This window comes from Amycolatopsis sp. NPDC051372 (assembly GCF_040682095.1).
Classification (GTDB): Bacteria; Actinomycetota; Actinomycetes; order Mycobacteriales; family Pseudonocardiaceae; genus Amycolatopsis.
The window spans coordinates 16,411-42,198 of the sequence record NZ_JBFBAF010000057.1; the positions used below are offsets into that span (position 1 = coordinate 16,411).

29 protein-coding genes and 4 pseudogenes are annotated in these 25,788 nt (G+C 70.6%); 13 read left to right on the plus strand and 20 right to left on the minus strand.

Annotation, left to right across the window (positions count from 1 at the left end; genetic code table 11):
• Positions 1 to 362 precede the first annotated feature (362 nt).
• The 7 genes from AB0M56_RS48040 (at position 363) to AB0M56_RS48070 (ending at position 7,764) form a co-directional block, all read left to right on the plus strand.
• Entirely contained in the window at positions 363 to 539 is a 177-nt protein-coding gene (locus tag AB0M56_RS48040) for a hypothetical protein (protein WP_364189637.1), read from the plus strand.
• 172 nt (positions 540 to 711) lie between these two features.
• A complete protein-coding gene (locus AB0M56_RS48045; RefSeq protein WP_364189640.1) occupies positions 712 to 2,199 on the plus strand; it encodes an FAD-linked oxidase C-terminal domain-containing protein in 1,488 nt (495 codons plus the stop codon).
• Complete coding sequence (locus AB0M56_RS48050; RefSeq protein WP_364189643.1) at positions 2,199 to 3,470, plus strand: FAD-binding oxidoreductase; 1,272 nt, start codon at positions 2,199 to 2,201, stop codon at positions 3,468 to 3,470. The genes AB0M56_RS48045 and AB0M56_RS48050 overlap by 1 nt, the downstream gene beginning before the upstream one ends.
• Positions 3,471 to 4,787 (plus strand): heterodisulfide reductase-related iron-sulfur binding cluster, encoded by a 1,317-nt coding sequence (locus AB0M56_RS48055; protein WP_364189646.1) that lies wholly within the window; start codon positions 3,471 to 3,473, stop codon positions 4,785 to 4,787.
• Between the two features lie 43 nt (positions 4,788 to 4,830).
• Positions 4,831 to 6,561, plus strand: a complete 1,731-nt coding sequence (locus tag AB0M56_RS48060; protein WP_364189649.1) for an L-lactate permease — start codon at positions 4,831 to 4,833, stop codon at positions 6,559 to 6,561.
• Positions 6,562 to 6,821: 260 nt separating this feature from the next.
• Complete coding sequence (locus AB0M56_RS48065; protein ID WP_364189652.1) at positions 6,822 to 7,259, plus strand: SRPBCC family protein; 438 nt, start codon at positions 6,822 to 6,824, stop codon at positions 7,257 to 7,259.
• 103 nt (positions 7,260 to 7,362) lie between these two features.
• Positions 7,363 to 7,764 (plus strand): VOC family protein, encoded by a 402-nt coding sequence (locus AB0M56_RS48070; protein WP_364189655.1) that lies wholly within the window; start codon positions 7,363 to 7,365, stop codon positions 7,762 to 7,764.
• A gap of 117 nt (positions 7,765 to 7,881) precedes the next feature.
• Here the strand turns inward: AB0M56_RS48070 and AB0M56_RS48075 are convergent, their stop codons facing one another.
• Both AB0M56_RS48075 and AB0M56_RS48080 read right to left on the minus strand, forming a co-directional pair.
• On the minus strand, positions 7,882 to 8,091 hold the full coding sequence (locus AB0M56_RS48075) for a hypothetical protein (RefSeq protein WP_364189658.1): 210 nt from the start codon (positions 8,089 to 8,091) through the stop codon (positions 7,882 to 7,884).
• Positions 8,092 to 8,628: 537 nt separating this feature from the next.
• Positions 8,629 to 9,468 (minus strand): alpha/beta hydrolase, encoded by an 840-nt coding sequence (locus tag AB0M56_RS48080; protein WP_364189661.1) that lies wholly within the window; start codon positions 9,466 to 9,468, stop codon positions 8,629 to 8,631.
• Positions 9,469 to 9,584: 116 nt separating this feature from the next.
• On the opposite strand from AB0M56_RS48080, the gene AB0M56_RS48085 reads away from it, so the two are divergent.
• Positions 9,585 to 10,178: a TetR/AcrR family transcriptional regulator gene (locus AB0M56_RS48085; protein ID WP_364189664.1), complete on the plus strand. Its 594-nt coding sequence runs from the start codon at positions 9,585 to 9,587 to the stop codon at positions 10,176 to 10,178.
• A gap of 334 nt (positions 10,179 to 10,512) precedes the next feature.
• Here AB0M56_RS48085 and AB0M56_RS48090 read toward each other — a convergent pair whose 3' ends face one another.
• Complete coding sequence (locus AB0M56_RS48090) at positions 10,513 to 11,046, minus strand: flavodoxin domain-containing protein (RefSeq protein WP_364189667.1); 534 nt, start codon at positions 11,044 to 11,046, stop codon at positions 10,513 to 10,515.
• 173 nt (positions 11,047 to 11,219) lie between these two features.
• Between AB0M56_RS48090 and AB0M56_RS48095 the strand changes: the two genes are divergently transcribed.
• Entirely contained in the window at positions 11,220 to 11,846 is a 627-nt protein-coding gene (locus tag AB0M56_RS48095; RefSeq protein ID WP_364189673.1) for a hypothetical protein, read from the plus strand.
• Positions 11,847 to 12,928: 1,082 nt separating this feature from the next.
• On the opposite strand, the gene AB0M56_RS48100 is transcribed toward AB0M56_RS48095, so the two are convergent.
• The gene (locus AB0M56_RS48100; protein ID WP_364189675.1) at positions 12,929 to 13,231 is read right to left on the minus strand and encodes a DUF1876 domain-containing protein; all 303 of its coding nucleotides are present in this window, start codon (positions 13,229 to 13,231) and stop codon (positions 12,929 to 12,931) included.
• A gap of 52 nt (positions 13,232 to 13,283) precedes the next feature.
• Positions 13,284 to 13,880 carry a hypothetical protein gene (locus tag AB0M56_RS48105; RefSeq protein ID WP_364189678.1) on the minus strand — a complete coding sequence of 199 codons (597 nt, stop codon included), beginning with the start codon at positions 13,878 to 13,880 and terminating at the stop codon, positions 13,284 to 13,286.
• Positions 13,881 to 14,097: 217 nt separating this feature from the next.
• On the opposite strand from AB0M56_RS48105, the gene AB0M56_RS48110 reads away from it, so the two are divergent.
• Positions 14,098 to 14,520 carry a CBS domain-containing protein gene (locus AB0M56_RS48110; protein WP_364189681.1) on the plus strand — a complete coding sequence of 141 codons (423 nt, stop codon included), beginning with the start codon at positions 14,098 to 14,100 and terminating at the stop codon, positions 14,518 to 14,520.
• Positions 14,521 to 15,519: 999 nt separating this feature from the next.
• Here the strand turns inward: AB0M56_RS48110 and AB0M56_RS48115 are convergent.
• On the minus strand, positions 15,520 to 15,714 hold the full coding sequence (locus AB0M56_RS48115) for a hypothetical protein (RefSeq protein ID WP_364189683.1): 195 nt from the start codon (positions 15,712 to 15,714) through the stop codon (positions 15,520 to 15,522).
• Positions 15,715 to 16,359: 645 nt separating this feature from the next.
• Here AB0M56_RS48115 and AB0M56_RS48120 point away from each other — a divergent pair.
• Positions 16,360 to 16,665, plus strand: a complete 306-nt coding sequence (locus AB0M56_RS48120) for a hypothetical protein (protein WP_364189685.1) — start codon at positions 16,360 to 16,362, stop codon at positions 16,663 to 16,665.
• Between the two features lie 209 nt (positions 16,666 to 16,874).
• On the opposite strand, the gene AB0M56_RS48125 is transcribed toward AB0M56_RS48120, so the two are convergent.
• From AB0M56_RS48125 to AB0M56_RS48190, 14 genes and pseudogenes are all read right to left on the minus strand, one after another.
• A complete protein-coding gene (locus AB0M56_RS48125) occupies positions 16,875 to 17,168 on the minus strand; it encodes a hypothetical protein (protein WP_364189688.1) in 294 nt (97 codons plus the stop codon).
• Between the two features lie 255 nt (positions 17,169 to 17,423).
• Positions 17,424 to 17,528, minus strand: a pseudogene (locus AB0M56_RS48130) (hypothetical protein); the annotation flags it as partial.
• 24 nt (positions 17,529 to 17,552) lie between these two features.
• Positions 17,553 to 17,684, minus strand: a complete 132-nt coding sequence (locus tag AB0M56_RS48135; RefSeq protein WP_364189691.1) for a hypothetical protein — start codon at positions 17,682 to 17,684, stop codon at positions 17,553 to 17,555.
• A complete protein-coding gene (locus AB0M56_RS48140; RefSeq protein WP_364189693.1) occupies positions 17,681 to 18,583 on the minus strand; it encodes a universal stress protein in 903 nt (300 codons plus the stop codon). The genes AB0M56_RS48135 and AB0M56_RS48140 overlap by 4 nt, the downstream gene beginning before the upstream one ends.
• A 223-nt stretch (positions 18,584 to 18,806) precedes the next feature.
• Positions 18,807 to 18,908, minus strand: a pseudogene (locus AB0M56_RS48145) (CBS domain-containing protein); the annotation flags it as partial.
• 280 nt (positions 18,909 to 19,188) lie between these two features.
• The gene (locus tag AB0M56_RS48150; RefSeq protein WP_364189696.1) at positions 19,189 to 20,082 is read right to left on the minus strand and encodes a universal stress protein; all 894 of its coding nucleotides are present in this window, start codon (positions 20,080 to 20,082) and stop codon (positions 19,189 to 19,191) included.
• Complete coding sequence (locus AB0M56_RS48155) at positions 20,069 to 20,350, minus strand: DUF1918 domain-containing protein (RefSeq protein ID WP_364189699.1); 282 nt, start codon at positions 20,348 to 20,350, stop codon at positions 20,069 to 20,071. The genes AB0M56_RS48150 and AB0M56_RS48155 overlap by 14 nt, the downstream gene beginning before the upstream one ends.
• 49 nt (positions 20,351 to 20,399) lie before the next feature.
• Positions 20,400 to 20,972, minus strand: a complete 573-nt coding sequence (locus AB0M56_RS48160) for a CBS domain-containing protein (protein ID WP_364189701.1) — start codon at positions 20,970 to 20,972, stop codon at positions 20,400 to 20,402.
• A gap of 18 nt (positions 20,973 to 20,990) precedes the next feature.
• Entirely contained in the window at positions 20,991 to 21,290 is a 300-nt protein-coding gene (locus tag AB0M56_RS48165) for a hypothetical protein (protein WP_364189704.1), read from the minus strand.
• A gap of 51 nt (positions 21,291 to 21,341) precedes the next feature.
• On the minus strand, positions 21,342 to 22,214 hold the full coding sequence (gene ppk2 / locus AB0M56_RS48170) for a polyphosphate kinase 2 (protein WP_364189707.1): 873 nt from the start codon (positions 22,212 to 22,214) through the stop codon (positions 21,342 to 21,344).
• A complete protein-coding gene (locus AB0M56_RS48175) occupies positions 22,211 to 22,843 on the minus strand; it encodes a CBS domain-containing protein (RefSeq protein WP_364189709.1) in 633 nt (210 codons plus the stop codon). The genes ppk2 and AB0M56_RS48175 overlap by 4 nt, the downstream gene beginning before the upstream one ends.
• Positions 22,840 to 22,947 carry a universal stress protein gene (locus AB0M56_RS48180; RefSeq protein WP_364189711.1) on the minus strand — a complete coding sequence of 36 codons (108 nt, stop codon included), beginning with the start codon at positions 22,945 to 22,947 and terminating at the stop codon, positions 22,840 to 22,842. Before AB0M56_RS48180 ends, AB0M56_RS48175 begins: the two co-directional genes overlap by 4 nt.
• 167 nt (positions 22,948 to 23,114) lie before the next feature.
• Positions 23,115 to 23,687, minus strand: a pseudogene (locus tag AB0M56_RS48185) (universal stress protein); the annotation flags it as partial.
• Positions 23,684 to 24,700: a nitroreductase gene (locus tag AB0M56_RS48190; protein WP_364189714.1), complete on the minus strand. Its 1,017-nt coding sequence runs from the start codon at positions 24,698 to 24,700 to the stop codon at positions 23,684 to 23,686. The pseudogene AB0M56_RS48185 and the gene AB0M56_RS48190, both read right to left, overlap by 4 nt.
• A gap of 223 nt (positions 24,701 to 24,923) precedes the next feature.
• Between AB0M56_RS48190 and AB0M56_RS48195 the strand changes: the two genes are divergently transcribed.
• Both AB0M56_RS48195 and AB0M56_RS48200 read left to right on the plus strand, forming a co-directional pair.
• Positions 24,924 to 25,610, plus strand: coding sequence for a response regulator transcription factor (locus tag AB0M56_RS48195; RefSeq protein ID WP_364189716.1), 687 nt, complete (start codon positions 24,924 to 24,926; stop codon positions 25,608 to 25,610).
• A pseudogene (locus AB0M56_RS48200) lies at positions 25,607 to 25,788 on the plus strand (sensor histidine kinase); the annotation flags it as partial. The gene AB0M56_RS48195 and the pseudogene AB0M56_RS48200, both read left to right, overlap by 4 nt.

A 25,788-nucleotide genomic window follows, 5' to 3' on the forward strand; every position in this document is an offset into this window, starting at 1 on the left:
GCTGTCCGGCGATCCGTACCCACGCCCCGAGCAAGCATCGACGACTCCGGCCGGCGCTGATCGCCATCGCGGTTGCGGTCGCCAAACCGACTGCTTGCGGGCTACTTTCCGTGACGGCCCGGGCGGACTCACGAGGACGTTCGGCCACTCCCGAGACCAGGACGGCACTGGCCCGACGCCGCATCTCGAACGGGATCGCGCTGTGCGCAGCGTATTCGCACGCCGCGCAGGGATGTCAAGGGCAACGAAAAACCACGCTCCGGCTTGACTTAAGGTATATCGTTTCGTTATCTTGCCTCGTCCTGCACCGGCTGCCTGTTACGGCGTCGAACCAATGCTGATCAAGAAAACGGTGGAGCGTCGTGGAAGCGAAGTCCGACGACGACGGCTCGATGGAGTTCGTCGTCCTCACCGCGTGGGAATGCGCCAGCTGCGAGGTCGCCGGGCGGACTCCGCCGGGGATGGCGGTCGAGTGCTGGAGTTGCGGCGGCTCGGTCGTGATCACCGCACGGCCCAGCATCCGGCGCTTGGCCGGGTAGCCGCACGCGGCCCACCTGCGGTTTCCCCCGCGACCCGCGAGGCCCTGTCCCCCGCCCGAGAACTCGAGTTGACTGGCCTTCCGGAGCGTCTTACGGTGCCGAAAGGCAGAGTTTACTTTCTGTAGCTCAAAAGCCGTCCGTATCCACAGTCAAGCGGGCTGGGAGGGCGCGCATGACGACCTACGAGCCACGAGATGTGCGACCAGGTATCGCGGCGCTGGCCGAGCGCCTGCGGGCGGCGCTGGGTCCTGATTCGGTCATCGACGATCACCATCGGCTGCGTACCTACGAGTGCGACGGCCTCGCGCACTACAAGGTCACTCCCGCGCTCGCCGTGCTCGCTCGGGACACGGCCGCCGTCGTGGAGACCGTGCGTGCCTGCGCCGAGGTCGAGGTGCCGTTCGTCGCGCGCGGGTCCGGCACGGGCCTCTCCGGTGGTGCGCTGCCGCGCGCCGACGGGGTCCTCATCGTCACCTCGCGGATGCGCCACATCATCGAGATCGACCAGGAGAACCAGCGTGCGGTGGTCGAGCCAGGGGTGATCAACCTGGACGTTTCCCGGGCCGCGAAGCCCGAGGGCTACTACTACGCGCCGGATCCCTCGAGCCAGCAGGTGTGCTCGATCGGCGGCAACGTCGCGGAGAACTCGGGTGGCGCGCACTGCCTGAAGTACGGCTTCACCACCAACCACGTCACCGGCATCACCTTCGTGACCGCCGACGGCGAAGCCATGCGGCTCGGCGGCAAGGCGCCGGATCCGACCGGGTACGACCTGCTCGGGGCCATCGTGGGTTCGGAAGGCACGCTCGGCATCGCCACCGAGGTGACGGTGCGGCTCACCCGGCTGCCGGAAGCGGTCCGCACGTTGCTCGCGGCCTTCCCGAGCACCGACGACGCCGGAGCGGCGGTTTCGGAGATCATCGGCGCCGGAGTCGTGCCCGCGGCGATCGAGATGATGGATGCGCTGGCGATCGAGGCGGCCGAAGCGGCCGTGCACTGTGACTACCCCGGTGGTGCGGGCGCGGTGCTGATCGTGGAACTGGACGGACCGGCCGACGAGGTCGAGCGGCAGTTCGAGGAGGTCGAGCGGCACTGCCGCACGCACCGGGCCTTCGAGATCCGCATCGCGAAGGACGACGTGGAGCGCGCGTTGTTCTGGAAGGGGCGCAAGTCGGCGTTCGCCGCCGTCGGGAGGATCAGTCCCGACTACATCGTCCAGGACGGTGTCATCCCGCGCACCGCGTTGCCCGAGGTGCTGCACCGGATGACGGAGCTCTCGCGCAGCAGCGGAGTCCGGGTCGCCAACGTCTTCCATGCCGGGGACGGAAACCTGCACCCGCTGGTGCTGTTCGACGACGCGGTGCCCGGCGAAGCCGAGCGCGCCGAGGAGGTTTCGGGGGCGATCCTCGACCTCTGCATCGAGTACGGCGGATCGATCACCGGCGAGCACGGCGTCGGGTCGGACAAGGCGAAGTTCATGCCGCGGATGTTCACCGAGGCGGACCTCGACACGATGCAGCTGGTGCGCTGCGCCTTCGATCCGGCCGGGCTGGCCAATCCCGGCAAGGTGTTCCCGACGCCGCGGCTGTGCGGTGAGGTGCCAGGCCGGCACAAGGGTGCGCATCCCTTGCAGGAAGCCGGAATCGCCGAGGTCTTCTGATGAGCGGGCCCGATCCGGCGATGCTGGACGCGCTGTGCGCGGCGACCGCGAAGCATGCCCGACCCGCGGAGGTGGGTGACGAGGTCGACGGCATCGCGCCGTCGTTCGTCGCGGCACCGGGCAGCACCGCGGAAGCGGCAGCCGTCATGCGGATCGCCGCTGACAACGGGCTCGCCGTCGTCGTCCGGGGCTCGGGGACGAAACTCGGCTGGGGACAGCGGCCCGCGAAGGCCGACCTGGTCGTGGACACCGGCCGCATGGACCGCGTCGTCGAGCACCGCGCCGGCGACCTTGTCGTTCACGTGGACGCGGGCCTGCGCCTCGCGACGCTGCAGGACCGCCTCTCCCCCGCGGGTCAGCGGCTGGCAGCGGATCCCGTGGTGCCGCCTGGCGCGGCCGACGCCGGAACGGCCGGCGGGCTCATCGCGACCGCCGCTTCCGGCCCGCTGCGCTTCTCCCACGGCGCGGTGCGCGACCTGCTCATCGGTATCACGGTCGTCCGGGCCGACGGCGTGGTGGCGAAGGCCGGCGGAAAGGTCGTGAAGAACGTCGCGGGTTACGACCTGGGCAAGCTGTTCACCGGATCCTGGGGAACGCTCGGCCTGGTCACCGAGGCGGTGTTCCGGCTGCACCCGCGACCGGCGGTGGCTCGCTGGGTCGTGGTGCCGGTGGACTCGACAGGCGTCGCGTACGAGCGTCTGCGGCGGGTTCTGCACACCCAGCTCGTGCCGAACGCGGTCGAACTCGACCGCCCGGCCGGCGCGACGGGGACGCTCGCGGTGCTCGTCGAGGGCATTGCGCAGGGAGTCGCCGGCCGGGTCGCGAAGTTCCTCGAACTCCTCGGGGACGGCGCCGAACCGTGCGACGCCGCGCCGGAGTGGTGGGGCCGAGCCCCCTGGCGGCGAGGCGACGTGGCCCTGCGCCTCACACACCGGATCACGGGCCTGCCGGCCTTGCTGAACGCGCTCGACGAGCAGGCGCGGCGTCACGGCGTACCGGTCTCGGCCCGTGGTTCGGCCGGCGTCGGTCTCCTGTACGCCGCGGTGCCGGGTGCCGCCGAGCCCGCCGTGATCGCCGAGCTGGTCCAGGTCTTGCGCGACCGGTCGGCCACCTGGGGCGGGGATGTCGTCGTGCTGGACGCTCCGCCTGCGGTGAAGGCGGCGCTCGACCCGTGGGGGCCGGTACGGGGGTTGAGCTTGATGCGCCGGGTGAAAGACCAGTTCGACCCCGAGCACCGGCTCGCTCCCGGTCGCTTCGCCGGAGGGATCTAAATGTCCGAACCTGCCTTCGATGACCACCACCCGCCGTCGGCGGCGCTCGTCGGTGACTGCGTGCACTGCGGGTTCTGCCTGCCGACCTGCCCCACGTACACGTTGTGGGGCGAGGAGATGGACTCTCCACGCGGGCGGATCTACCTGATGGAAATGGGCCTCGGCGGCGAGCCGATGACACCGGAGATGGTGCAGCACTTCGACGCCTGCCTCGGGTGCATGGCCTGCGTGACCGCGTGCCCGTCCGGCGTGCAGTACGACAAGCTCATCGAAGCCACCCGTGCGCAGGTGGAGCGGCGTCACCACCGCCCCGCCCGCGACCGGCTGATGCGCCGCGCGGTCTTCGGCGTATTCCCGTACGCCAAGCGGTTGCACGCCTTGCGCGGTCCGCTGCGGGCCTACCAGGCCACCGGCCTCAGCCGCTGGTTGCGCCGCGGCCGCTTGCTGCGCAGGACTTTCCCGGCGCTGGCGGCGCTGGAGTCGCTGGCACCGGAGCTCGAGCCGTTCGAGCAGGTGCCGGAACAGTCCTGCGCCCAGGGTGCGAAGCGAGGCACCGTCGGCATGCTCCTGGGCTGCGTGCAGCGGGAGTTCTTCCCGGGCGTCAACGCGGCGACCGCCCGCGTGCTGACCGCCGAAGGCTTCGACGTGATCGCGCCCGCAGGGCAGGGGTGCTGCGGTGCGCTGAGTGTCCACAACGGCCGTGAGGAAGAGGCGCAATCCTTTGCCCGCAAGCTGATCGACACCTTCGCGGCGACTGGGGTTGAGCAGGTCGTGGTCAACGCCGCCGGTTGCGGTTCGGCGATGAAGGAGTACGCGGACCTCCTCGCCGACGATCCCGCCTACGCCGAGCGCGCGCGAGGATTCGCCGAGGGGGTGCGCGACATCACGGAATTCCTCGTGGAGCGGGGAACGGTGGCCGCCCGCCACCCGCTGCCGGTCATGATCGCGTACCACGACGCCTGCCACCTCGGGCACGCGCAGGCGATCCGCACGCAGCCCCGGGCGCTCTTGCGGGACATCCCGGAGCTTCTGCTGCGGGAGATCGCCGAAGCCGAACTGTGCTGTGGTTCCGCGGGGATCTACAACATCCTGCAGCCCGAGGCCGCGGGGGAACTCGGGGACCGCAAGGCGCGCAACGTTCTCGCCACCGGCGCACCCCTGCTGGTGACGGCCAACCCGGGCTGCCTGATGCAGCTGGCCGCGTCGGCCGAGCGGCTCGGCGCGCAGCTGAAGGTCGCCCACACCGTCGAGGTCCTCGATGCCTCGATCCGTGGCCTGGCAGCGGACGCTGTCGGGAGGTCCCGATCCGGGGCGTAAGCCGGCAGATCCCAGGTTGTCGTCCTCAACGGTGAGGTGGCACATGTACCAGCAGATTCTCGATCCCGTCGCGGGTTCGCTCGCATGGTCGTCGCTCGTGGCCGCTGTCCCACTGATCGTGCTGTTCGTCCTGCTCGGCATCCTCCGGATGACGGCGTGGCTCGCGGCGCTGATCTCACTCGCGGTCGCGATCGTGGTGGCGATCTTCGTCTACCCGATGCCGGCCGGCCCGGCGTTCCTCGCGGCGGCCGAAGGTGCCGCGTTCGGGTTCTTCCCCATCCTCTGGATCGTCATCAACGCGATCTGGATCTACAACATGACGGTCCACACCGGACACTTCGACGTGCTGCGCCGCTCGTTCTCGCGGGTCAGCGACGACCAGCGGATCCAGGGCGTGATCGTCGCGTTCTCGTTCGGTGCGCTGCTCGAAGCGTTGGCCGGGTTCGGCACCCCGGTCGCCATCACCAGCGTCATGCTGATCGCGCTGGGCTTCCGGCCGTTGAAGGCCGCGGTCGTCGCACTCGTCGCCAACACCGCACCCGTCGCCTTCGGCGCGCTCGCGGTGCCGATCACCACGCTGGCCACCGTCACCGGCCTGCCGCTGCACGACCTGTCCGCAATGGTCGGACGCCAGACCCCGCTGCTGGGGTTCGTCGTCCCGCTCGCGCTCGTGTTCATCATCGACGGCACCCGCGGGGTCCGCCAGACCTGGCCCGTGGCGCTCGTCTGCGGCGTGGTCTTCGCCGTCGCGCAGTTCGCGATCTCGAACTACGTGAGCGCACCGCTCACCGACATCGTCGCGTCGCTGCTGAGCGCCGGCGCGATCGTACTGTTCCTGCGGGTCTGGCGGCCGGTCGAGGGGTTCACCGAGGCCGGCGGACCTGAGGTCACCCGCACCGCCGGCGCGGGCCCGGACGGGCGCGCGGAGGCGGCGACCTCGACGGCCACGATCGACCGGCAGGCTCCCCGGGCGGGCCGCGACGGTCCATCGGGTGGAGGCGGTGACGGTGACACCGAAGCCGGCCGCCGCGACAGCGGCGCCGAGGTGTTCCGCGCCTACTCGCCCTACCTGATCATCATCGTGGTGTTCGGGCTCGCACAGATCCCGGCGATCCAGCACGCGCTGACCAGCGTCACGCGCACCTTCGCCTGGCCCGGGCTGCACATCGCGTCCGCGAGCGGGAAGGTGTCGACGCTGCCGATGTTCAAGTTCGACTGGCTCGCCGCGGCCGGCACGCTGCTCATCATCGCCGGGCTGCTCACCATTCCCGTGATCCGGATCCGGCCCGCGACCGCGTTGCGCATCTACTTCGCCACGTATCGCCAGCTCGCTCCCGCGATCGTGACCGTGATGGCCGTGCTCGCGCTGGCCTACGTCATGAACGCGAGCGGGCAGACCACGACGCTCGGCACGTGGATGGCCGGCGCCGGTGGGATCTTCGCGCTCATTTCGCCGATCCTGGGCTGGCTGGGCGTCGCCGTGACCGGCTCCGACACGTCGTCGAACTCCTTGTTCGGCGCACTGCAGGTGGTCGCCGCGCAGAAGGCCGAGCTGAGCGCTACCCTGCTCGCCGCCGCGAACTCGTCCGGCGGGGTGCTCGGCAAGATGATCAGCCCACAGAACCTTGCCATCGCCGCGGCGGCGGTGGGTATGTCCGGCCGGGAGGGCGATCTCTTCCGCAGGGTGTTCCTCTGGAGCGTGCTCTTCCTCGCGGTGATGTGCGTGCTCGTCTACCTGCAGTCCACCCCTTTGCTCTCGTGGATGGTGCCCTGAACCGGATGGCGCCGGGTGTGGCTGATCGGCACGGACGACAAGGGCGTGAACCGTTCGACGGGGCGCTCCTCCCGCTCGGCGGGCAGGCGCGGCCGGTCGTCACAAAGATCTTCTGTTGAGAATCCGTTGCGGTTAGCGTGAGCCGAGTCACTGATTCCGAGTTCGTGACGGCCTCTCTGCCTGGTGTGCGTTCCAGGCCTTCGAGCGGCTGCCACGATGCGCCGGCACGAGAGTGTTCGACCGACAATTTGGGGGTTTCCATGCCGCGCCCGTACGCCAGCGGAGTCGTCGCCGCGCCCGTCGAAAAGGTCTGGGCCCAGGTCCGCGCATTCGGCGACGTTTCCGCCTTCCTGCCGGCAGTCGGCCACAGTGAGATCGCCGACGGCGTCGACGGGCAGGTCGGAGCCGTCCGGAGGCTGACCCTCGATGCGGGCGGCGACCCCTTCGACGAACGGCTGCTCGTCCTCGACGACCCTGGTCGCACGCTCACCTACGCGTTCACCGGGGCGAATCCGTTCGGCGTGCGCCGCTACGTTTCGACGGTCCGGGTCAGCCCGGTCACCGACACCGGCGAGTCCTTCGTCGAGTGGTGGGCGGAGTACGACGCCGACGCGGGTCAAGAGGAAGAGCTGAACCGCACCTTCGCCCAGGACGTGTACGGCAGCGGCATCGCCGGGCTACGGAAGCTGCTCGCCTAGTACTGCCGGTCGCTCATGCGAGGCCCCGCCGGACAACCGGATTCAGCGTGGCCGCCGGCCCGGAGCCCTTATTCGATACCGACCAAGGAACGGAGTCGCTCACATGGCTTTTCCCGGCCTGCAGCACGTCGCGATCACGGTTTCGGACCTCAAGCGCAGCACCGAGTGGTACAGCCGCCTGTTCGATGCCGAACCCGTACTCGACGAGGACGAGGAAGGCGGCGAGTTCCACCACACGGTCTTCGCCCTCGACGGCGGAATGCTCTTCGGTCTGCACACTCACCCTGGCCGCGAGTCGAAGGACCGCTTCGCCGAGACGCGCACCGGCCTCGACCACGTGGGCTTCGCACTGTCTGGCCTCGCGGAGCTCGAGCAGTGGCGCGATCGCCTCGACGAGCTCGCCATCACCCACGGCGGCATCAAGAAGGCGCATTACGGCTCGGGCGTCTCTTTCCGCGACCCCGACAACATCGCTCTCGAGTTCTTCATCGCACCAGGGACATGACCACCGATCCCTGTGCCGGAGTTCTCGCCCAACGCTGCGGTAGATCCCGGGACTACGAGCAGACGAGTTCGAGGGATCTCGCGCGCGATACCGGGTCGTAGATCGGTGTGGACAACATCAGCCCAGCTCCCCGGCCAGCGCCGCGCTCTCGGCGCTCGATGCCAGCAACCACGGCGCCGGGACCGCGGTCAGGCCGGGTACCACGCGGAGGGCGCTCGTGCCGGCCAGGTACGCCGGCAGTTCGGTCAGCTGGTCGCAGTAGGACTCGCCGGATCGCCGCAGCGCGCCAAGCAGCGACAGCGGGGGCAGGGACGTCCGCTCGCACATCGGTGTCGTCCGTTCGAGTGCATCAACGCGTTCGCTCATACTGACCTTTCAATTCGACGCAGTTGCTCCGTACGGCGGCCTTGTCAGCGGCGATTCTGCCGCAGCAGATCCGCCGCGCGTTCCGCGACGGCGTAGACCGTGGCGTTGGTGTTGGCCGACGGAGCCGGCCCCGGAGGTGAACAGCGACGAGGAAACCAGGTTCAGCCCGACACCGGGAAGCTCGCGCACCGTGTCGACGCCCAGGGGCGGGACTTCTCGCTGCGTGGAACCGACGGTCCTCTCACTCAGGGGGCGGCCGAACCCCTCCACCCGATCATGGAGATCCGACTGGTGGCCGCGGCCGAAGTGGGTCACCCACTGGCCACCGATGTCAGCGGTGGCGCGGAAGAAGGGTTTGGCCGCGCTGAACTCAACATCGTCAACGGGAGGCGGCAGAGCGTCGCGGACGGAGCAGGAAAAGTGCAAGCCTGCTGCGGTCACGGGGAGCACCGGGCCGCGGCCACGCGACCCGGTGTTCGGATCTCGTTTCTGCGGCGGTCAGTCGCGGAGGAAGTGCAGGACCTGCTGGACGAACAGCTGGGGGTACTGGAAAAGGGCTCCGTGACCGGCGTCCGGGTAGATGCCCAGCTGGGCATGGGGCAGCACGTGCGCGAGGTTGAACGAGCTGATGGTCGGGATCATGATGTCGTCGTCACCGTTGATCACCAGAGCGGGCTGGGAGACGTTCGCGAGGCCGGTCGGCGAACTGCTCTGCTCCCATTTGGCCAGTGCGGTGGCCTGGGCCCCGATGGTCTCGTTCGTGACCGCGGCGTCCCGGTCGGCGGTGCGCTCGTCGAGCCGAGCGAGGAACGCGTCGGCCGCGGCCTGGCTGGCCGAGGTCTGGGAGAAGAACAGGACGTGTTTCGGGTGCCGGCCCGTGGCGGTGGCCTTTTCGACCGAACTCTGCAGTACGCCGAAGGCGTTGGCCGGTCCCGCATCGCCCGCCGGCGATGTGCCGGCCAGGATCAGGCGGCGGACCAGGGCCGGCTCCTGCTGGACGAAGGCCTGCGCGACCATGCCGCCCAGCGAGAAGCCCAGCAGGTCGACGCTCGTCAGGCCAAGCGCCTGCACGAAGGCGACGGCGTCGGCGGCCATGGCCTCGACGTTGTCGGGCGTGGTGCCGCCCGAAGCGCCCACCCCGCGCAGGTCCACGAGGATGACCTGGCGCTCGGCAGCCAGGCCGTCGACCACGGTGGGATCCCAGTCGTCGAGGTTGGCCGTGAAGTGGTGCAGCAGGATGACCGGAACGCCCGATCCGGCGCCGACTTCCCGATAGGCGAAGGGCGTTCCGCCGACGTCCACCGTGCGGGTGGGGGCTTCGTTGTGGTTTGCAGACATGGGTGGTCCTCGTACCTCTCCTGGTTCGGCCCGTTATGGAATAACGGTCGCTATATAACGACCGCTATCGTATGGTCGTGGCAGCGTGAAGGCAAGTGGGAAGACGAGGACTCGACGTGCGTTACCCGAAAGACCACAAGGAGACGGCCCGCGCCGCGATCCTGACCGCGGCAGCTCGCCCGCTGAAGGAGAAAGGCTTCCACGGAGTCGGTGTCGACGGCCTCGCGGCTGCGGCCGACGTGACCTCGGGGGCGATCTACTCCAACTTCGGCAGCAAGGAGGCGTTCCTCGAGCAGGTGGTGAAGGAGCAACTCGGTGTCGAGTTCACCGTGATCGAGGCCGACGACCCGGGTGAGCGCCGACGTCGTCTCGTGGAGTTCCTCCACTTCTACCTGAGCGACGAGCACTGCGCGGAGGTCGTGGACGGGTGTCTCATGCCGGCGCTCAGCGGAGACGTCTCGCGCGCGAGTGATGCCGTTCGGGAGACCTACGAGCGTCGGATGGCGGCCCTGGTCGAGTTGCTCACTCCGGCCATGCCCGGCTCACCGGACGAGCAGACAGAACGCGCGTGGGCACTGGTCGCCTCGGTCGTCGGCGCCGTCACGATCGCACGCGCTCTCCCGCCGGGCGAACGAGGCCGGGCCGTGCGGGCGGCCACGCTTCGCTGCGTCACCGCCGCCATTGACGGCGATGGCAGCACTTCTCCCTGATCGGCCGGACGAACGAGTGCGCGCAGGAGGATGACCGGGCCGGAGCCGCCGGTTACCCTCAGCGGACACCGCCGCCGCAAGGCGAGCTGACGGCGAAGGCGAGGCTCGCTGTGGACATCAACCCGACAGCCATCCCCTTGGGCTGCGTTGTCGACGGATTGGCCGGCTTGTGTTCATCGCCGGGCGCGACCCCCTGACGTCGTCCACGCGGCGCGCCCGGCGAACGGGCCGCGTCCACCGGCGACACAGGCCGTGAAGATCGGGTGTGACAGAGCCGGGAAATCGCTTCACGAACCAGAATGGGCACGACCGCGGCTCGTCGGGGCTCGCCCTGTCATCGCCGGCCCTGCCGCTGCACAGGCGCCGTGGCCAGCTCGCCGGCGATGGTCCGCGCCCAGGCCCGGATCATCGGCCAGTCACGGTTGTCGCCGTCCGGTACCCGTAGCGCGGCGACCACGGCCCGTTCGGGGAAGCGCAGCTTCGCGCGCTCGATGCGGCCACCGAAAAGCCGGTGCTCGCGGGCACCCGAAGCGACCAGCACGTCCGAGACGTCCACCGGATCCTCACCCGGGTGCGCCTGCTCCCCTGCCGGCCCGCTGGAAAACAGCCACACGGGGACGCGGCGCAGCTCCTCCTGGTGCTCGTGCACGAGCCGACGTGCGCTGTCGAGCCAATGCCCGAAGTAGACCGCACTGCCGAGCACCACCGCGTCGTTCCCCGCGAACGACGTCACGTGCTCGGCATCGCGCACCTCGGCCTCCGTCGCGACACCGGTTTCCTCGAGCGAAGCCGCGGCCGTCGCGGCGATCTGCTCGGCGATTTCCCTCGTGGCCCCATGTCTGGTCGCCACCGCGACGAGAATCCTCATGGCATGCCGCCTTTCGATCGACGCTCCTCACCGTCGCGTCCCACCACAGCCCGCGGCAGGGCACGAAGTCACTTCCGGCGATGACGAAATCGGCCACGCACATACCCTCCGCTCCTAGCGCACGCACCGGGGCGCGCCCAGCCTGGAACTCCACACCCGCCCGAGGAGGCACCATGACGGATTCCCACCCGCAGGCACCCGATCTGCTCGTCGACCGGTTCGCCCCGCACCCCCACTTCTCATTGGTGCGCCACGAGATCGTCGACGCACCGGTCAAAGAAACATACGCGGCGGCACGCGACCTCGACCTGACGGACATCCACAGTGGATTTCTGACGATCGCGGAGCGGTTTCGCGAGCTGCCCGCTCGCTGGCGCGACCGGCGGCACGGGCCGCAACGGCAGCCCACCCGACTGACCGTCGACGACCTCGACAGCGGTTCCGACTGGGCGCTCCTCGGCGAACACCCGGGCACCGAATTCGCCGTCGGCGTCGCAGGGAAGTTCTGGCGCCCGGTCACCACCTGGCGCCGGGTCGACCCGGACGACTTCGCGGCTTTTTCCGAACCCGGATACGGAAAGCTGGTGATCGCGTTCGGCGTGCGGCCTTACGGAATCCACCACAGCCTGCTGACCGTCGACTCCCGAGTGCAGATGACGGACCCGCAGAGCTGGCTGAAGTTCCGCCGGTACTGGCGAATCGCCCGCCCCTTCGCCCAGGCGGCTCACGCCACGCTGGTGCGGACGATCTCCCAGGAGGCGCGGGACCGGGCCCTGGCCGCCTACAGCCGGCCGGAATGAACGGTCGTTCGAGCCGGGTCCCGCCGCGATTCCGGGAACCGGCTCGGGCTCGCCCGTCAGCATCCGGACTCAGGTGTCGATTCGGGTAAAACGGTCTTCTCGTTCTCCTCGATCGCGCGCCGTTCACCGACCAGCATGCACCGGCGGATCGCAGTACCACGCGGCGACCTCACGCCGCGCGTCTTCTTCGATCAATGCCTGTTCCCTCTCGTCAACGATGCTCCTCCTTCCCGCTGCCAGAGACTTCCCCCGAACGTCAGAAGCACCGTGATCGCGGCACCGCCGCCGGACGTCCCGCGGGCGGGCGGACCGTCACCTCCACATGTCCGTCGTCATCACCACTCCCGTCCGCTCTGCGATACGAGCTTTACCTTGGTCGGATTCCGCCGCGACGTCCGCAGGTCCTGCGGTCCGGGCGGCCGTGCGGGCTCGGGCTCGTGCCGGCCGTCGCCGGAGTGATCGCCGTAGTGTGCTTCCACCGCTCGGCCGAAGCGCCCATCGGTGGTCCTGCAGACCGGTGACGGGGCACCCGGGGACGCCGGACCCTAAGCCGCGGCCGGACCCGGTCCGCCGGGCCCGGGCGAGGGATTCGCCCCACTCCCGAGCTCGTGCTCGTTCTCCGTCCACCAGCCGCGTTTCGCCGTTCACCACCTCGACGAAGAAGCTCGTCGCCGGAATCACCGGCGGATGACCGAGGCGGCGCAAGAGCTTGCCGGCCGCCCTCGCGGCGGAGCCGGTCAGCCAGACAGGTTTGCGGAGCCTGGTGTCGAACGCGGCCGTGGTCGTTCCCGGAGGCAGGACGTGAAAACCGCCCAGCCACTCGCGCATCCCCGGCTCGTGCGTGCGAGTCCCGCCCGGAGCGTGCTCCCACCGCCGCCTTGCGCGTCGACGGCCGGCTCAGGCCGTGAACGTGCGTCGGCGCGCCCACCACGAGCAGGTCGCACCCCATCAGATCGCGTGGCGCGCGGTCGACGGGGACGACCTCCGCGGAATCCAGCCCGTCCGCCACCGCTCGTGCGACCTCTTCGGTGTCGCCGAACATGGACTCGTACACGACGATCGCGCGCATCCCGTCCACCTCCTCACCTGTCGAGCCGAGCAGGCTCGTGTGTGATGCCTTCGATGTCCTCGGCGGCGACGTCCAGCAGTCGATGCGCGAGCGCGCTCAGGGCCCGGGCGGCGGCGAGCTCGTCCCCGATCTCCGGGACGTCGCGGTCAGCCGGGTTGAGCCGCGCCGTGCCTTCCGCGTCGAGCGTCGCACCTGACCCGGTGCGCAGCCGGGCCGTGGCGTTCGTCCGCCCTTCGTTCTCGCTGAGAAACAGTTCGACGTGCCATTGCCTGGTGTGCATCACTACCTCCTGCTCCGCGGACGGTTCGGCCACCATCCTCGAACCCTCGTCGGCACGCGGTCATGGTCGTCGATCGGCCGCCCCGGGCTCACGAGCGCGCTTTCTTGCTCACGAAGGCGAACCACTCCTGCTGCCACTCCCCCCTGCGGTAACGGTTCAGTGCGAAGACAGCGATCCCGTAAACCACCGCCAGTCCGAGGCACACCGCGAACAACAGCCCGGCCGCGGCCGCGGTCGCGTTCACGACGGCGGCGGCGCTCAGCGGCGGCTCGACCACGACGCCGGTGCGATCCACCCAGATCGGCACGGTATCGCCACGGTGGGAGCCTTCGTTCGCATCCACCTTCCCGACGTGACGGACGCCGTCGGCGGAGTCCCACGTCGCGTCGGTCGGCATCGTGCTGCCGACGGCGCCGCTGCGGCCGCTCACGGAAATCGGCGGGCCATCCGCGAGGAGCGTCGCCGTCACCGGCACGTACTCGGCGAGTTCCCGCACCGAGACCGCCTTCTGCGAAGCGTAGACCGACGAGCCGGCGGCCGCCGAGAACGGGATCGCGGCGAGGGCCCCGAGGATCACCACGAGTACCAGACCGGCCTGCAACCGGTCCGAAGTCCGTGCGACGGACCCGCGCACGGGAACGAGCAGGTGCCGCCACCGCGACAAGCGGTTCGCCGACGGAAACATGTCTCGCGCCTTTCGTTTCGACGGGCCGGTTTCCGCTCATCAGCATGGGCCGCGCGTCGGCTGATCCGAAGAGGCCTTCTGCCCGCTTCGCCGGGTCACCGGTCCCCGGCGCACGCCCCACCCGGCGGCCCGCCAGGGACCAAAGACCCTTGGCCCGCCCGGGTCGCCGGCATCAGGGTCGAGGCACCTACGCCGGGCCGCCGGAACGGAGAACGCCATGCGAACGCGTGACATCATGACCACCCCAGTGATCAGCGTGACTTTCGACGCTTCGCTCGCCGAAGCCGCTCACCTGATGACGCGACACGGCTTCACCACCCTGCCCGTGGTCACCCGTTCGGCCAAGCTCGTGGGTCTGATCAGCGAAAGGGACCTCGTCCAGGCCGGATTCCCCGGCGACGCGGCCACCGGGGACCCTGACACGGGCGTCCTGCTCAGCCGCCACCGCACCGTGTCCGCAGTCATGCGCACCCCGGCCCCGACCGTGACGCCAGACCTCGACGCCACTGCGCTTGCGCACCGCATGACCGAATCAGGTGTGCGCGCGCTGCCCGTGGTCGAGGACAACGGATTGCTGGTGGGCATCGTGACGTATCAGGACCTGCTGCGCGTCCTGCCCGCCGAGGAGCGGTCCTCATAGGACACCGAGTCCGCACCAGGTGGTCAGCGAGCAGGCACGTCAGGGGCGCGCCGGTCGTCACCTCCGCCACCGGACGCCGCCCCGGCAGGCCGTGCCCGAGACGCAGCAGCGTGTGCGGACGGCCGGTGCCGCGGAAGAGGTCGAGCAAAGGCGCCCGGGTGCCACGCGCCTCGAACGGCTGCGACACGACCGACGCGGCGAGGCCTTCCGCGGTCGCGGGCAGCAGGACTCGTTGCAGCACCAGCCCGGCACGCACCTCGGCGGCCGCACCCTGGTCGCGGGTCAGCACCGCGGCCCGCACCGGATCTTGCTCGAACAAGCGGGGGCGATGGCCGGGTTCTCGTGCGAAGAACGCAAGGCCGAATGCCGGGGATGTCCGGCGGTGGGCCGAAGGCTATCGTCGGCACCCCGTCCGGGCTGTTCGGATCACGGCCCGTCCACTGAGCGGCTTCAGCGCGGAACTCGGCGTCGAGCGGCAGTTCGGCCTCCGCCCGGCGGACGAGCGCGGTCACCTTCGGGTATCGGCCTGGCGCGTCGAGGAACTCCAGCACGCCGCCCTCACCGAGCGCGGCGGCCTTGAGCCGGGCCCGTGCGACCGGCGACACCGGGTGCGCGGACATCGGGCGGCGGTTGGTGTGCCGGTGCCAGACGGCATCGGCGAGCTGCCGGTCGGGCAGAGACGAGCGTGCGTCGCCGTCGACCCGCACGACGGCGAGCAGATCCGGCTGCGCGGGTTCGGGCATGATCCGCGGCGCGATACCGAACCCGTTGACCCGCAACATGATCAGCAGGTTGTACCCGCCGCGCCTCGCGGGAGTCCGGGTCGGCGACGGTCAGGAGGCCGCCGTCGAGCCACACTTCGGTTCGGTGGCCGTCGACCACGAACCGCCACGGCTGGGGCGTCGTGCGGTGACGGAGCGCGGACCGCGGCCGACAGAGCCCGCCGACAACGGGGAAAGCGCTGTGGTCATCATGGTCTCCTGGTCGAGCCGGCCCGGTTCAGTCCGGAAGCAGATCGGCGAGGAGGCGACGAGGCGAAGGCGGCACGGGATCCACCGGGTGCCCGTAGCGGAAGATCACCTGCGGCAGTCCGGGCAGGTCCAACCGCTCGGCGAGCAGCTCGCGGAAACCGCACAGGTGCAGCGCTGGGTGAGGACCGACTCGGCGAGACTGCGCGCGGTCGCTTCCAGCCACGTCCGGGCGCACACGGCGCCGGCGGCGAGGTGCTCGCGCCGGCTGTCCCCCTCCGTGCAGAAGACCAGGAGGTGCTCCGCTTCGAGCCGCGCGGTGAGCCTGGCATCGTCCGGCACCGGCGTTTCGCAGCGCACCAGCCCCCGCGGCAGGCAGCGATTCGGGGCCGAGCGCCGCCCGCGCGCACGCTCGCCTCGCCGCCCGCCGCCGACACCGCCGCCTGGTCCACTTCGGACACAGGCTCGGCCGAGAACCAGCGGCGGTGGCTGCGCCGGCGCCCGATGGCGTGGTAGCGCGCGAGCTCGGCGTGGTCGGGGCTCAAGCCCGGTTCGGCGTGGATGGTGGCCACGACCGCACCACCGGCGGGGTACGACGTGGTGGTCGCCCGGCACAGCACCCGCGCGGCCACCTGCAGGTGCGCGAGCGCCGCGCCGCAGGACACCATGCGGTCGTGGCCCTCCGGATCGTGGTTCGGCAACGCCACGGAGGCTCGCTCGATCAGGTCGACGTCGTGCGATCCCGCCGATGGGGCCCAAAGTCACCGCGCCCACGGCAGACGTCCTCGCCCGCACCGGTGACCTCATGCCCTGGCCCCCGCACGACCTCCTCGACCACGCTCGACCGGAAACCCGGGGAAAGGCGTGTGCGATGAATTCCGCGAACCCGGCCTCCGGCCGCTTCATCGTCGTCGGCTTCGACGGCTCCTCTCAGAGCGAAGCGGCGCAGGGCTGGGGGCTCGGCGTTGCCGCCCAGCCCGATGACTCCGTGCACGCCGTGCTGGTGCGGCCGACGGAAACCCTGTCGCCGGGAACGTCTTTCGCGCTGCAGCCGCACGGTCGGCATCCCGCCGGTGCGTGCGCCCCGCACGACGACATCGCGCGCATCCGCGCGGAGTTCCCCTCCGCCGCGGACGTCACGATCTCGACGCCGCGGGCGATCCGGCCACGGAGCTGATCACCGCGTCCACCGACGCCGATCTCCTCGTCGTCGGCACACCCCGCCGGCCGCACGCGGGAGCTGCTGCCCGGCAGCGTTTCGCGCGACTGCGTGCGCTATTCGCGCTGCCCGGTCGTGGCCGTCACGCCCGACGCCGCGGCGACGCCTGGTCCCGGCCGCGTCCGCCTGACCGATGAGAGGCTCCGGACTCAGGGCAACGGCGCAGTTCACTGAATCCGCACGCCGCGGCGAGGGTGCGAATCGAGCGTGAACCGGCCGCCGGCCGACTCCGCGCGGTCGTGCACGTTACTCAGTCCGCCCGCCACGAGTTCCGCCGGCGGCCCGCTCCGTCGTCGGCCATCGAGAGCACCCGTAGGGCAGCCTCGTTCGTCGAACAGCTCTTCGGGCCGGTACGACCGCAACCATGTCTCCAGCGCGCTGAGGTGCTCGAAATCCTCGCGCACCTGCGCGAGCGGCACCTGGTGGGCACGCGAGGTGCCCTCGACCTGCTTTCCGTCCACAGTGGCCGGTCGGTCCAGCCCTTGGGTGAGCGCAGCACAATCATCGGCCAGGGCCGGCCGCGACTTCGTCGCAGCGCCGCCGGGTCGGCCACGCGTCGAGGGCCGCCGCCATCGCTTGGTGCATCGCTGAGGGCTCGTCGCCCTCCAACTACACCAGCCGACGCCACGCAGCAGCGAATCCAGTTCGGATAGCGGGATTCGCGACCGCCTCGAGCCACGTGTTCGCGAGCAGCGCCGGACCGCCGTGCCCGGGACGGTCACGAACACCGCGTCCAGGTCGTGGGTGAGGATCGCACGGTTGAGGTGGGCGTAGCCGAAGCTCAGCCCCGGCGAGGTCCCCCGGAGCCCGAGCAGGCGCGGCTTGACCTGCCGGGCACCAGCGGCTCACGCAGCAAGTGGGTTGCTCGTGAGGTAGATCTGGCCCACGGCCAGGTAGTTCGCCGCTCGCCACTGTGCGTCGACCGGGGCCGGCTCGACCGGCGAAAGCGTCGAGGCCGTGGCCTCGAGAGCCGTCACCGCTTCGGCTCCGGCCGCACCACGAGCACGGGGCAGGACGAGTGGTGGATCAGCGCCTGGGCGGTCGAGCCCAGAAGCATGCCCGTGAAGCCGCCGCGGCCGTGGCTGCCGACCACCACCAGCTGTGCCCGGTCGGACTCCGCGAGCAGCGCGTGCCGCGGCCGGTCCTGGACCAACGCCCGGCGGACCGCCACTTCGGGGAACTTCTCCTGCCAGCCGGCCAGCCGCTGGGCCAGCAGCCGCTCCTCCGTCGGTTCGAGCGATTCCGGCTGGGGCATCAGGCGGGCCGTGCTGTCCGCGGAGTCGTACGTGACGTCGTTCCACGCGTGCACGGCCACGAGCGGTACACCGCGGAAACTCGCTTCCTCGAAGGCCGCCGCGATGGCGGCCTCGCTGTTCGGGGTGCAGTCCGCGCCGACCACAACCGGTCCCTCCAGCGGAACCGGGCCATCGCCGTGCCGCCCACGGACCACCGCGACCGGGCACTCGGCGTGGCTGGCCACGGTGGCGGCCGTGGAGCCGACCAGCATCCCGGCGAAGCCACCGGTGCCGGTCCGGCCGAGCACGATCAGCCGAACCCGCCTCGACCGGTCGAGCAGGGCGGTGGTCGAAGCGTCGAAGAGCACGCCCGTTCGCACGGTGAGGGCCGCGTCCACGGACAGAGCCAGCTCGCGAGCCGCTGTCAGGAGGCGATCACCTTCCCGCCGAAATTGCTCGAACAGCTCGTCGCCTCCGGCCAGGCCGCCACCGTAGTAGAGCGCAGCGCCCTGCAAGCAGTTCACGAGTTCCAGCTCGAGCCCCCGTCCGGACGCGAGCCGCGCGGCCCAGCGGACCGCCTCGTCCGCACGTGCCGAACCGTCGACACCGACCACCACGGTGTTGCTGTTGTGCGTTGTCATGACCACGGGTCCTCTCCGACGAAACCGTCTCGGCACCGACGACGCCCTGCGCGCGCAGGGCGAGCAGGGTCGCGACGTGGCGACCGGTCTTGTCGTCGTAGCGCTCGACGATCCGCACGACCCTCTCGCGGACCGCGACCTTCCGGCGACCGGTGCCGCCGTGGATCTCCAGCCGGTGCTGCACGTCGGCGCAGATCACACTGTCTTCCCGGGCGAGCACACGGACCACGTCACCACGCGTGACGATCCCGACCAGGCGGCGGCCGTCGACGATCGGCATCGCGAACGGGTCTCGTGCACGCATGGAGTTCGCCCCTTCTTTCATTGCATCGAAAGTAGCCACCGGGCAAGGCCTGCCACGCCGGTCCGGAGTCACCACCGCGAAGGACCAACGTCACCGGTCGCGAGCCGTCCGAGTCCCCGGACCACGGCTTCCCGCACCGCCGGCACTGTCCCGCCACGACTGTCCACAAGAGAATTTGCCCACCCGCACGGGTTCGGGGATCCCGATCACCGCGGACCGGATCACAAGCCGCCCTGAGGGCACGGCGCGCACACCGTCTGCGACACGGCGAGTGGCCTCCGCGCCGTCGCCCTGCGAAAGTTCATGAAGGTTGCGCGCCCGGGCGAACGACCGCGACCGGGCACGCGGAGTGCGCGAGCAGCGCTTGGCTGGTGGAGCCCAGCAACATCCCGGTGAACCCGCCGCGGCCGCGGCTGCCCACCACGACGAGTTGGGCGTCCGCTCCGAGCTCCAGAAGAGCCCGGACCGGCCGTCCTCGGACGACCAGGACGTCGATCGGGAGGTCGGGGAACTTCTCGCGCCAGGGCGCGAGCTGCTCGTCGACCCGCCGGCGTTCGGTTGCGGCGACGTCCTCCAGGCGGGTGCCCGCTGCCCGCAACTTTCCCTCCGGCGTGATCTCGTTCCAGGTGTGCACCGCCACGAGCGCGGTGCCGCGGGCCGCGGCTTCTTCGCACGCATAACCCAGAGCGTCGTTGCTGTCGGGAGACCCGTCGAGCCCGGCAAGCACCGGGCCGGCCACCGGCGGCGGGTCGTCCGGCCGACGCCCGCGCACCACGACGACCGGGCACGGTGCGTGGGCGGCGAGTGAGACCGCGGTCGAGCCGATCAAGAGCCCGGTGAACCCGCCCAGCCCGCGCGAGCCCAGCACCACCACTTCGGCGTCCGCACACTCTCGCAGCAGGACGGCCACCCGACCGCCCTCCACGACAGACCGCTCGATCCGCACCGAAGGCCACTTCGCCAACACAGCGCCCTCGGCCTCGGCCACCCCCGACTCGGCGCGGCCCCGGAAGCCTTCGCGGACAGCTGTCACAGCCGTGCCCGAGACGCCCGGCGAGGGAAGCACGTACGCCTGCACGAGCCTCAGCACCGCGCCCCGCCGCACAGCCATCTCGGCGGCCCAGACCGCAGCGTGCCGCGCCGAAGCCGAACCGTCCACGCCGGCCAGCACCACGCGGTCGTCACGCCGGGACACTGTCCGCACCTCCGCCCGACTGCCACAGCGCCCGCAACCGCTCGAACCGCGCACGGTCCACTTCGTCACGCACGGTGATCTCCGCTTCGGTCGCGACGATGGCGTCCGGGCCGGGGAACACGGTCGACACGTGGTCGTCGGCCAGCCAGCGGACGCTGAAGGGAGGGGTGCCGTCCGGCCCTCCGACGGCGAAGATCCGGCCCCGCTGTTCGGGCAGGTCGACTCGAACACCCTTCACTACGAGCCAGTCGCCGGGTTGTGCGTGCACCACTCCTCCTCGAGATCACGTTCGACGGCCTGAATCGCGGCCGCACAAGTCAGGTGTTGCCGGCAAGTTCCACCGCGGTGACGCCCTCGACCGTCTTCGCGAGAGCGGCGACGAGCCGTCGTTCGGCTTCGTCGGCGAACGTGCCGCAGACAGTCACCAGACCTGCGGTGACGGAGACAGACCACAGGTCGCGGTGGCCCGTGTAGTCCTTGAACAAGCCGCGGACCTGCGCGGCGATGGCGTCGTCGTGCCGTACGAGCGGGCGCAGCAGGTCTCGCCGGCTGACAATCCCCGCCAGACCGCCCGCGTCGACCACCGGGATGCTGCGCAGCCGGTCGACGAGCATCCGGGCGGCGATGTCGCTGATATCGGTGTCAAGCTCGACGACTTCGACTGGCTTGGTCATCACGGATTCCACGAGCCGGCCCGGCGCGACCGGCTCTCCGGTCAGAACCCCGCACAGCGCGTCGGCCTCCGTGAACGAACCGACGACGCGGTTTTCCTCGTCGACCACGGGCAACGCGGCGATGCCGTGCTCCATGAGCAGCACGATCGCCTCCCGCACCGGCGTCGCCGGCCCGACCACGACCACCGGCCGGGTCATGATGTCCCGTGCGCGCACGGCTCTCCTCCTGATGTCTCAATGAACGACGGTGGCCGGGCACATCGCATGAGCGAGCAACCGGCTCCCGGTCGAACCGCCCTCCGCGGCCGCTTCGACTCGTTGAATCCCGCGATGGGCGCGCTCCAGCAGCAGCGGTTCTTCCCACGACCATTCGCGGCCGCTGAGGTCGGCCGGGTCGAACAGCCCGGCGTGGAACAGCCGGAGCACGCACTCCCGGCGCACCCCTTCTTCCGCCGCCCACCGGGCGGCGGCCAAAGCCGCCTCCGGTTCGCCGGCACCGACCACCACGGTGGCGCGGACTGTCGTTCCCGTCACGACGTGCCTCCGTTCCCGCCACCTCGGACCGGTGACTCACTCCACCGTCGCTCAACCGCGATGAGCGCGGTCAGGGGAGGAAGTCCCTTCCGGGCGGGACGAAAGCGCGGAGTGCTCCATCAGCGTCGCCGCGTGGTCGGGGACCTCGCGCTGCAACCGCCGGTCCGTCCGGGCATACCCGCTGTCGCGGGGCCGCGGCGGAATGGTCACGGCTTCGCGCGGGATCTCGTGGTAAGGGACGCCGGCGAGCAGGTGCGCGATCATGTTGATCCGCCCGCGCCGCTTCTGGTCGCTTTCGATCACGTACCACGGTGCTTCGGGGATGTCGGTGTGCACGAACATGTCGTCCTTCGCACGGGAGTAATCCTCCCACCGGGACACCGATTCCAGGTCCGTCGTGGACAGCTTCCAACGCCGGAGCGGGTCGTCGATCCGTGCCCGGAACCGGCGCTCCTGCTCGTCGCGGCTCACCGAGAACCAGTACTTGTGCAACAGGATGCCGTCGCCCACGAGCAGGCGTTCGAAAATCGGGCACTGCTGCAAGAACCGGTGGTACTCGTCGGGTGTGCAGAACCCCAGGACCCGCTCCACGCCCGCGCGGTTGTACCAGCTGCGGTCGAACAGCACGATCTCACCAGCGGCGGGCAACAATTCCACGTACCGCTGGAAGTACCACTGCGTGCGCTCCCGCTCGGTCGGCTTCGGCAGTGCCTCGACCCGCGCCACCCGCGGGTTGAGGTGCTCGGTCAACCGCTTGATCGTGCTGCCCTTCCCCGCTGCGTCACGGCCCTCGAACACCACGACCAGGCGCGCGCCCTCCGCGCGCACCCACTCCTGCAACTTCACCAGCTCGATCTGCAGCCGGGCGAGCTCCTTCTCGTAAACCGCGCGCGACAGCCGCGCCGCGGGGTGCTTTCCGTTCATCGGGTCACGTCGTCCCACACGAAGTCGAGGCCGTTGCACACCTCGACCACCCCGGGCACCGCTTCGATGAGACTGGTCACGGACGCGATCTCGCTGCGCCGCTCGGCTCGGCCCGCGACCGTCACCACACCGGCGTGGACCATCACCCGCGCACGATCCGGCCCGATCCGCAGGGACTCTCTCAGCAGGACCGTCACCTCGCGGTGGATCTCAGCGTCCGGGCGCGAGATCACCCCGACGAGGTCGCGCCGCGCGACAACACCCACCGGCCGCCCGGCGGCGACGACGAAGAGCCGTCGCAGCCCCGATTCGGCCAGCCGCGCGGCGACGTCGGCAACGGGCGCACCGGCAGCCACGGTCAACGCCGGGCTCGTCATCACGTCCCGCGCCGTTCGCGGCGGCGACGGGTTTCGGCGCCACCAGCCGCGACGGCGATCCGAGCGCAACAACGGCAGCAAGTCCCGTTCGGACACCACACCGGCAATCGCACCTTGGCGATCGACCACGGCCACCGCGCTGATCCCGCGGCGGACCAAGGTTTCCGCGATCTCCGTGACCGGCGTGTCCAGCCGCGCGCACACCGGGCTGGGCGTCATCACTGCGGCGACGGGTGTCGTGCTCGTGTTCATCGTTCCTCCCCTGTCGAGGTCTGTCCGTTCCGCTCCCTGCTCACCACCAGCACGGGGCAGTCGGCGTGGTGCAGCAACGCATGGGTGGTGGAACCGAGCACCATGCCCGTGAAGCCGCCTCGCCCGCGGCTGCCCCACGACCACTACGGCCGCGTCCTTGCCGTATTCGATCAACCGGTCGCTCGGCCGGTCCCGCTCGACGACCAGCTCGACGTCGACCTCCGGAAAGCGCTCGCGCCGACCGGCCAGCCGCCGGGCCAGTGCGCGTTCTTTCCCCGAACGGCCGGCCGCTGTAGTTGTCCTGCCACGCGTGCAGGGCCACCAGCCGGGCGCGTCGCCGCGACGCCTCCTCGAACGCCCATCCGATCGCGGCGTCGCTCGTCGGGCTGCCGTCCACGCCGACGATGACCGGCCCGTCCACCCGCGTGGCGCCACTGCCGCGGACGATCGCCACCGGACAGCCGGCGCGGGCGATGAGGTCTGCGTCAGGTGAACCCGCGAGCAAACCGGACAGTGTTCCGGTGGGCGGGCCCAGCACCAGCAACAGCGCGTGCTGGGAGGCCTGCCGCAAAGCGGCCTCTACGCCGACGCCGCTCGTCTCGGTGGTGATCGACACACCGGACTCGGCCACCGCCGGCTCGTCACGCGTCGTCCGCGCAACCTCCAGCGCGAGCGCCTCCTTGGCCGCACGCCACTCGGCGCCGCCGACGGACGGACCGTCGACCCCGTTCACGGTGAGCACAGTCAGCGACGTGTGCCACCACGAGGCTTCCCGGGCAGCCCAGCCGGCAGCCACCGCCGCCGGCTCGCTGCCGTCGACACCCACGACCACGTGATCGATCACGACTCGCTCCCCCGCTGCCCGATCGGGACTTCACCCAGGCCCCTGCGAAGGCTCGGCGGCGCGATGCGCGACGTACGGCCCAGCCGCATCAACGCCTGCGGGAAACCGGGCAAGCCGCGGTCCTCGCACAGCGCCGATCGCACCTCCGGCACGTGCAGGGGCTGTGTCAGCACCGCCACCGCCAGCCCGCGCGCGATCGCCTCGAGCCAGCACCGCTCCAGCGCGTAGCCCGCGTGGACGTGATCGGCGCGGCCGTCATCGGTGGTCAGGAAGAGCAGGAACGTCTCGGCCGCCAGCCTGGATCGCAAGACGGGCAGCTCCGGTAGGTCGGTGGTGCGTCGGACCAGCCCCGCCCACGGGAACTCGCCGCCCGGAACCACGGTGCGGCCGAGCCCCGCTCCGTGGCGGTGGCTCGCTTCGTCGCGAATCGTCCACAAGGCGATCTCACGTTGGTACGCCCCGTCGTCACGGATCGCTCGCGCCGCGTGGCCGAACAACGCCGCCAGCTCACCGGCGTCGGGCAGCGGCACCGCCTGGGCTCCGGTCGTCACCGCGGCCCGCGCCACCTGCTCGACCAGCCTCGGCCCCACGGGCGCTCCGGTGAACCGCGCCCGCTGACTGCGCCGGGTCGTGATCGCGGAAAACCGCCTCAGGTCCGAGTCCGACGGCTGCGCCGTTGCCGTCGCATCGATGCGCGCCAGAACTTCCGGATGGGCCGTGTCGGGCAGGATCGTGACGTCCGCCCGCCGGCCGAGCACCCGCACCGCCAGCTCGAGGTTCGCCAGTGCCGCCCCGCACGACATCACCAGGTCGCGCCGATCGGGATCGTGCCGCGGCAACGCGACATCCGTCCGCTCGCGTAGCACGACCGCTCCCGCGATCGGCTCGACCGTCCAGGGCTGGGTGTTGTGCACTGACGGCGCGCGCAGGACCGCGCGGCCCAGCACCTCCGCTTCGGCGCTCGTCCAGGCGCCGGCCCGCGGTCCGGGTGCCGAATCGGCTTCGCTGGTCACGGCTTCTCCTGAAGGTGTCGATTGGCCGGACTCGCTCAGCAAACCGCCGGCACCGGGTTCGGCGCGCCGGCCACAAGGCATCGCGGCGAAGGACCAACGTCACCCGAAGCGGCGCCGGGATGCGGGTGTCCACAACGGACGGTATTTGCCGTCTGCTTGCCTTTCCCGCCCGCGCGGGCCGTCGCTTCCGGCATCCCACGAAACGCCGGTGCATGATGGCGGCATGCAGCCCCGCGTCCTGCTCGCCGACGACGACCGCGCCATCCGCGAGTCACTGCTACGCGCACTGGAGCTGGAGAGCTACGAGGTCACAGAGGTGACAGACGGGGTCGCCGCGCTGGCCGCGGCGCGGCGGGACCGCTTCGACGTGCTGATCCTCGACGTGATGATGCCCGGCGTCGACGGGCTCGGCGTGTGCCGCGTGCTGCGCGCCGACGGTGACCCGACGCCGATCCTGATGCTCACCGCGCGCGTCGAACCGCCCGACCGCGTCGCCGGTCTCGACGCGGGGGCGGACGACTACCTGGTCAAACCGTTCGATCTCGACGAGCTGCTCGCCCGCCTGCGGGCGCTGCTGCGGCGGACCTCGCCCGACGCCGCCGTGACGCCCAGGGTTCTGCGACTCGGCGCGCTGACCGTGGACCCGGCCGCACGACGGATGCGGTGGCAGGACGTGGAGGTCGAGCTTTCGAAGACCGAGTTCGACCTGCTGGAACTGCTGGTCCGCAACGCCGGGATCGTGCTCGAGCGCACCACGATCTACCAGCGCATCTGGGGCTACGAGTTCGGCTCGGATTCGAAGAACCTGGCCGTCTACATCGGCTACCTGCGCCGCAAGCTCGAGAAGGCCGGGGCGACCGACTTGATCCGGACCGTGCGCGGCGTCGGGTATTCGGTGCGGGTGTCGTGAACCTGCGCAGCAAGCTGGTCATCGCGTTCGCCGGCGTCGGCGCCGCCGCGAGCGTGCTCGTCGGCGTCTTCAGCTACCAGACGGCGTCGCAGCGGATCAGCGACGAGCTCGATCGCTCGCTGCTCACGACCTCGGCCGAAATCCAGGCCGGCGCGACGCAGGTGCTCGCGCCCAGCCC

Coding starts and splice junctions, on each gene's coding strand:
- AB0M56_RS48065 (WP_364189652.1), top strand. CDS start 6,822: ATGCCGCGCCCGTACGCCAGCGGAGTCGTCGCCGCGCCCGTCGAAAAG.
- AB0M56_RS48140 (WP_364189693.1), bottom strand. CDS start 18,583: ATGACAACGCACAACAGCAACACCGTGGTGGTCGGTGTCGACGGTTCG.
- AB0M56_RS48060 (WP_364189649.1), top strand. CDS start 4,831: ATGTACCAGCAGATTCTCGATCCCGTCGCGGGTTCGCTCGCATGGTCG.
- AB0M56_RS48100 (WP_364189675.1), bottom strand. CDS start 13,231: ATGGTGGCCGAACCGTCCGCGGAGCAGGAGGTAGTGATGCACACCAGG.
- AB0M56_RS48080 (WP_364189661.1), bottom strand. CDS start 9,468: ATGTCTGCAAACCACAACGAAGCCCCCACCCGCACGGTGGACGTCGGC.
- AB0M56_RS48045 (WP_364189640.1), top strand. CDS start 712: ATGACGACCTACGAGCCACGAGATGTGCGACCAGGTATCGCGGCGCTG.
- AB0M56_RS48050 (WP_364189643.1), top strand. CDS start 2,199: ATGAGCGGGCCCGATCCGGCGATGCTGGACGCGCTGTGCGCGGCGACC.
- AB0M56_RS48055 (WP_364189646.1), top strand. CDS start 3,471: ATGTCCGAACCTGCCTTCGATGACCACCACCCGCCGTCGGCGGCGCTC.
- AB0M56_RS48090 (WP_364189667.1), bottom strand. CDS start 11,046: ATGAGGATTCTCGTCGCGGTGGCGACCAGACATGGGGCCACGAGGGAA.
- AB0M56_RS48070 (WP_364189655.1), top strand. CDS start 7,363: ATGGCTTTTCCCGGCCTGCAGCACGTCGCGATCACGGTTTCGGACCTC.
- AB0M56_RS48075 (WP_364189658.1), bottom strand. CDS start 8,091: ATGTGCGAGCGGACGTCCCTGCCCCCGCTGTCGCTGCTTGGCGCGCTG.
- AB0M56_RS48120 (WP_364189685.1), top strand. CDS start 16,360: ATGAATTCCGCGAACCCGGCCTCCGGCCGCTTCATCGTCGTCGGCTTC.
- AB0M56_RS48175 (WP_364189709.1), bottom strand. CDS start 22,843: ATGAACACGAGCACGACACCCGTCGCCGCAGTGATGACGCCCAGCCCG.
- AB0M56_RS48105 (WP_364189678.1), bottom strand. CDS start 13,880: ATGTTTCCGTCGGCGAACCGCTTGTCGCGGTGGCGGCACCTGCTCGTT.
- ppk2 (WP_364189707.1), bottom strand. CDS start 22,214: ATGAACGGAAAGCACCCCGCGGCGCGGCTGTCGCGCGCGGTTTACGAG.
- AB0M56_RS48195 (WP_364189716.1), top strand. CDS start 24,924: ATGCAGCCCCGCGTCCTGCTCGCCGACGACGACCGCGCCATCCGCGAG.
- AB0M56_RS48110 (WP_364189681.1), top strand. CDS start 14,098: ATGCGAACGCGTGACATCATGACCACCCCAGTGATCAGCGTGACTTTC.
- AB0M56_RS48180 (WP_364189711.1), bottom strand. CDS start 22,947: ATGGTGCTCGGTTCCACCACCCATGCGTTGCTGCACCACGCCGACTGC.
- AB0M56_RS48095 (WP_364189673.1), top strand. CDS start 11,220: ATGACGGATTCCCACCCGCAGGCACCCGATCTGCTCGTCGACCGGTTC.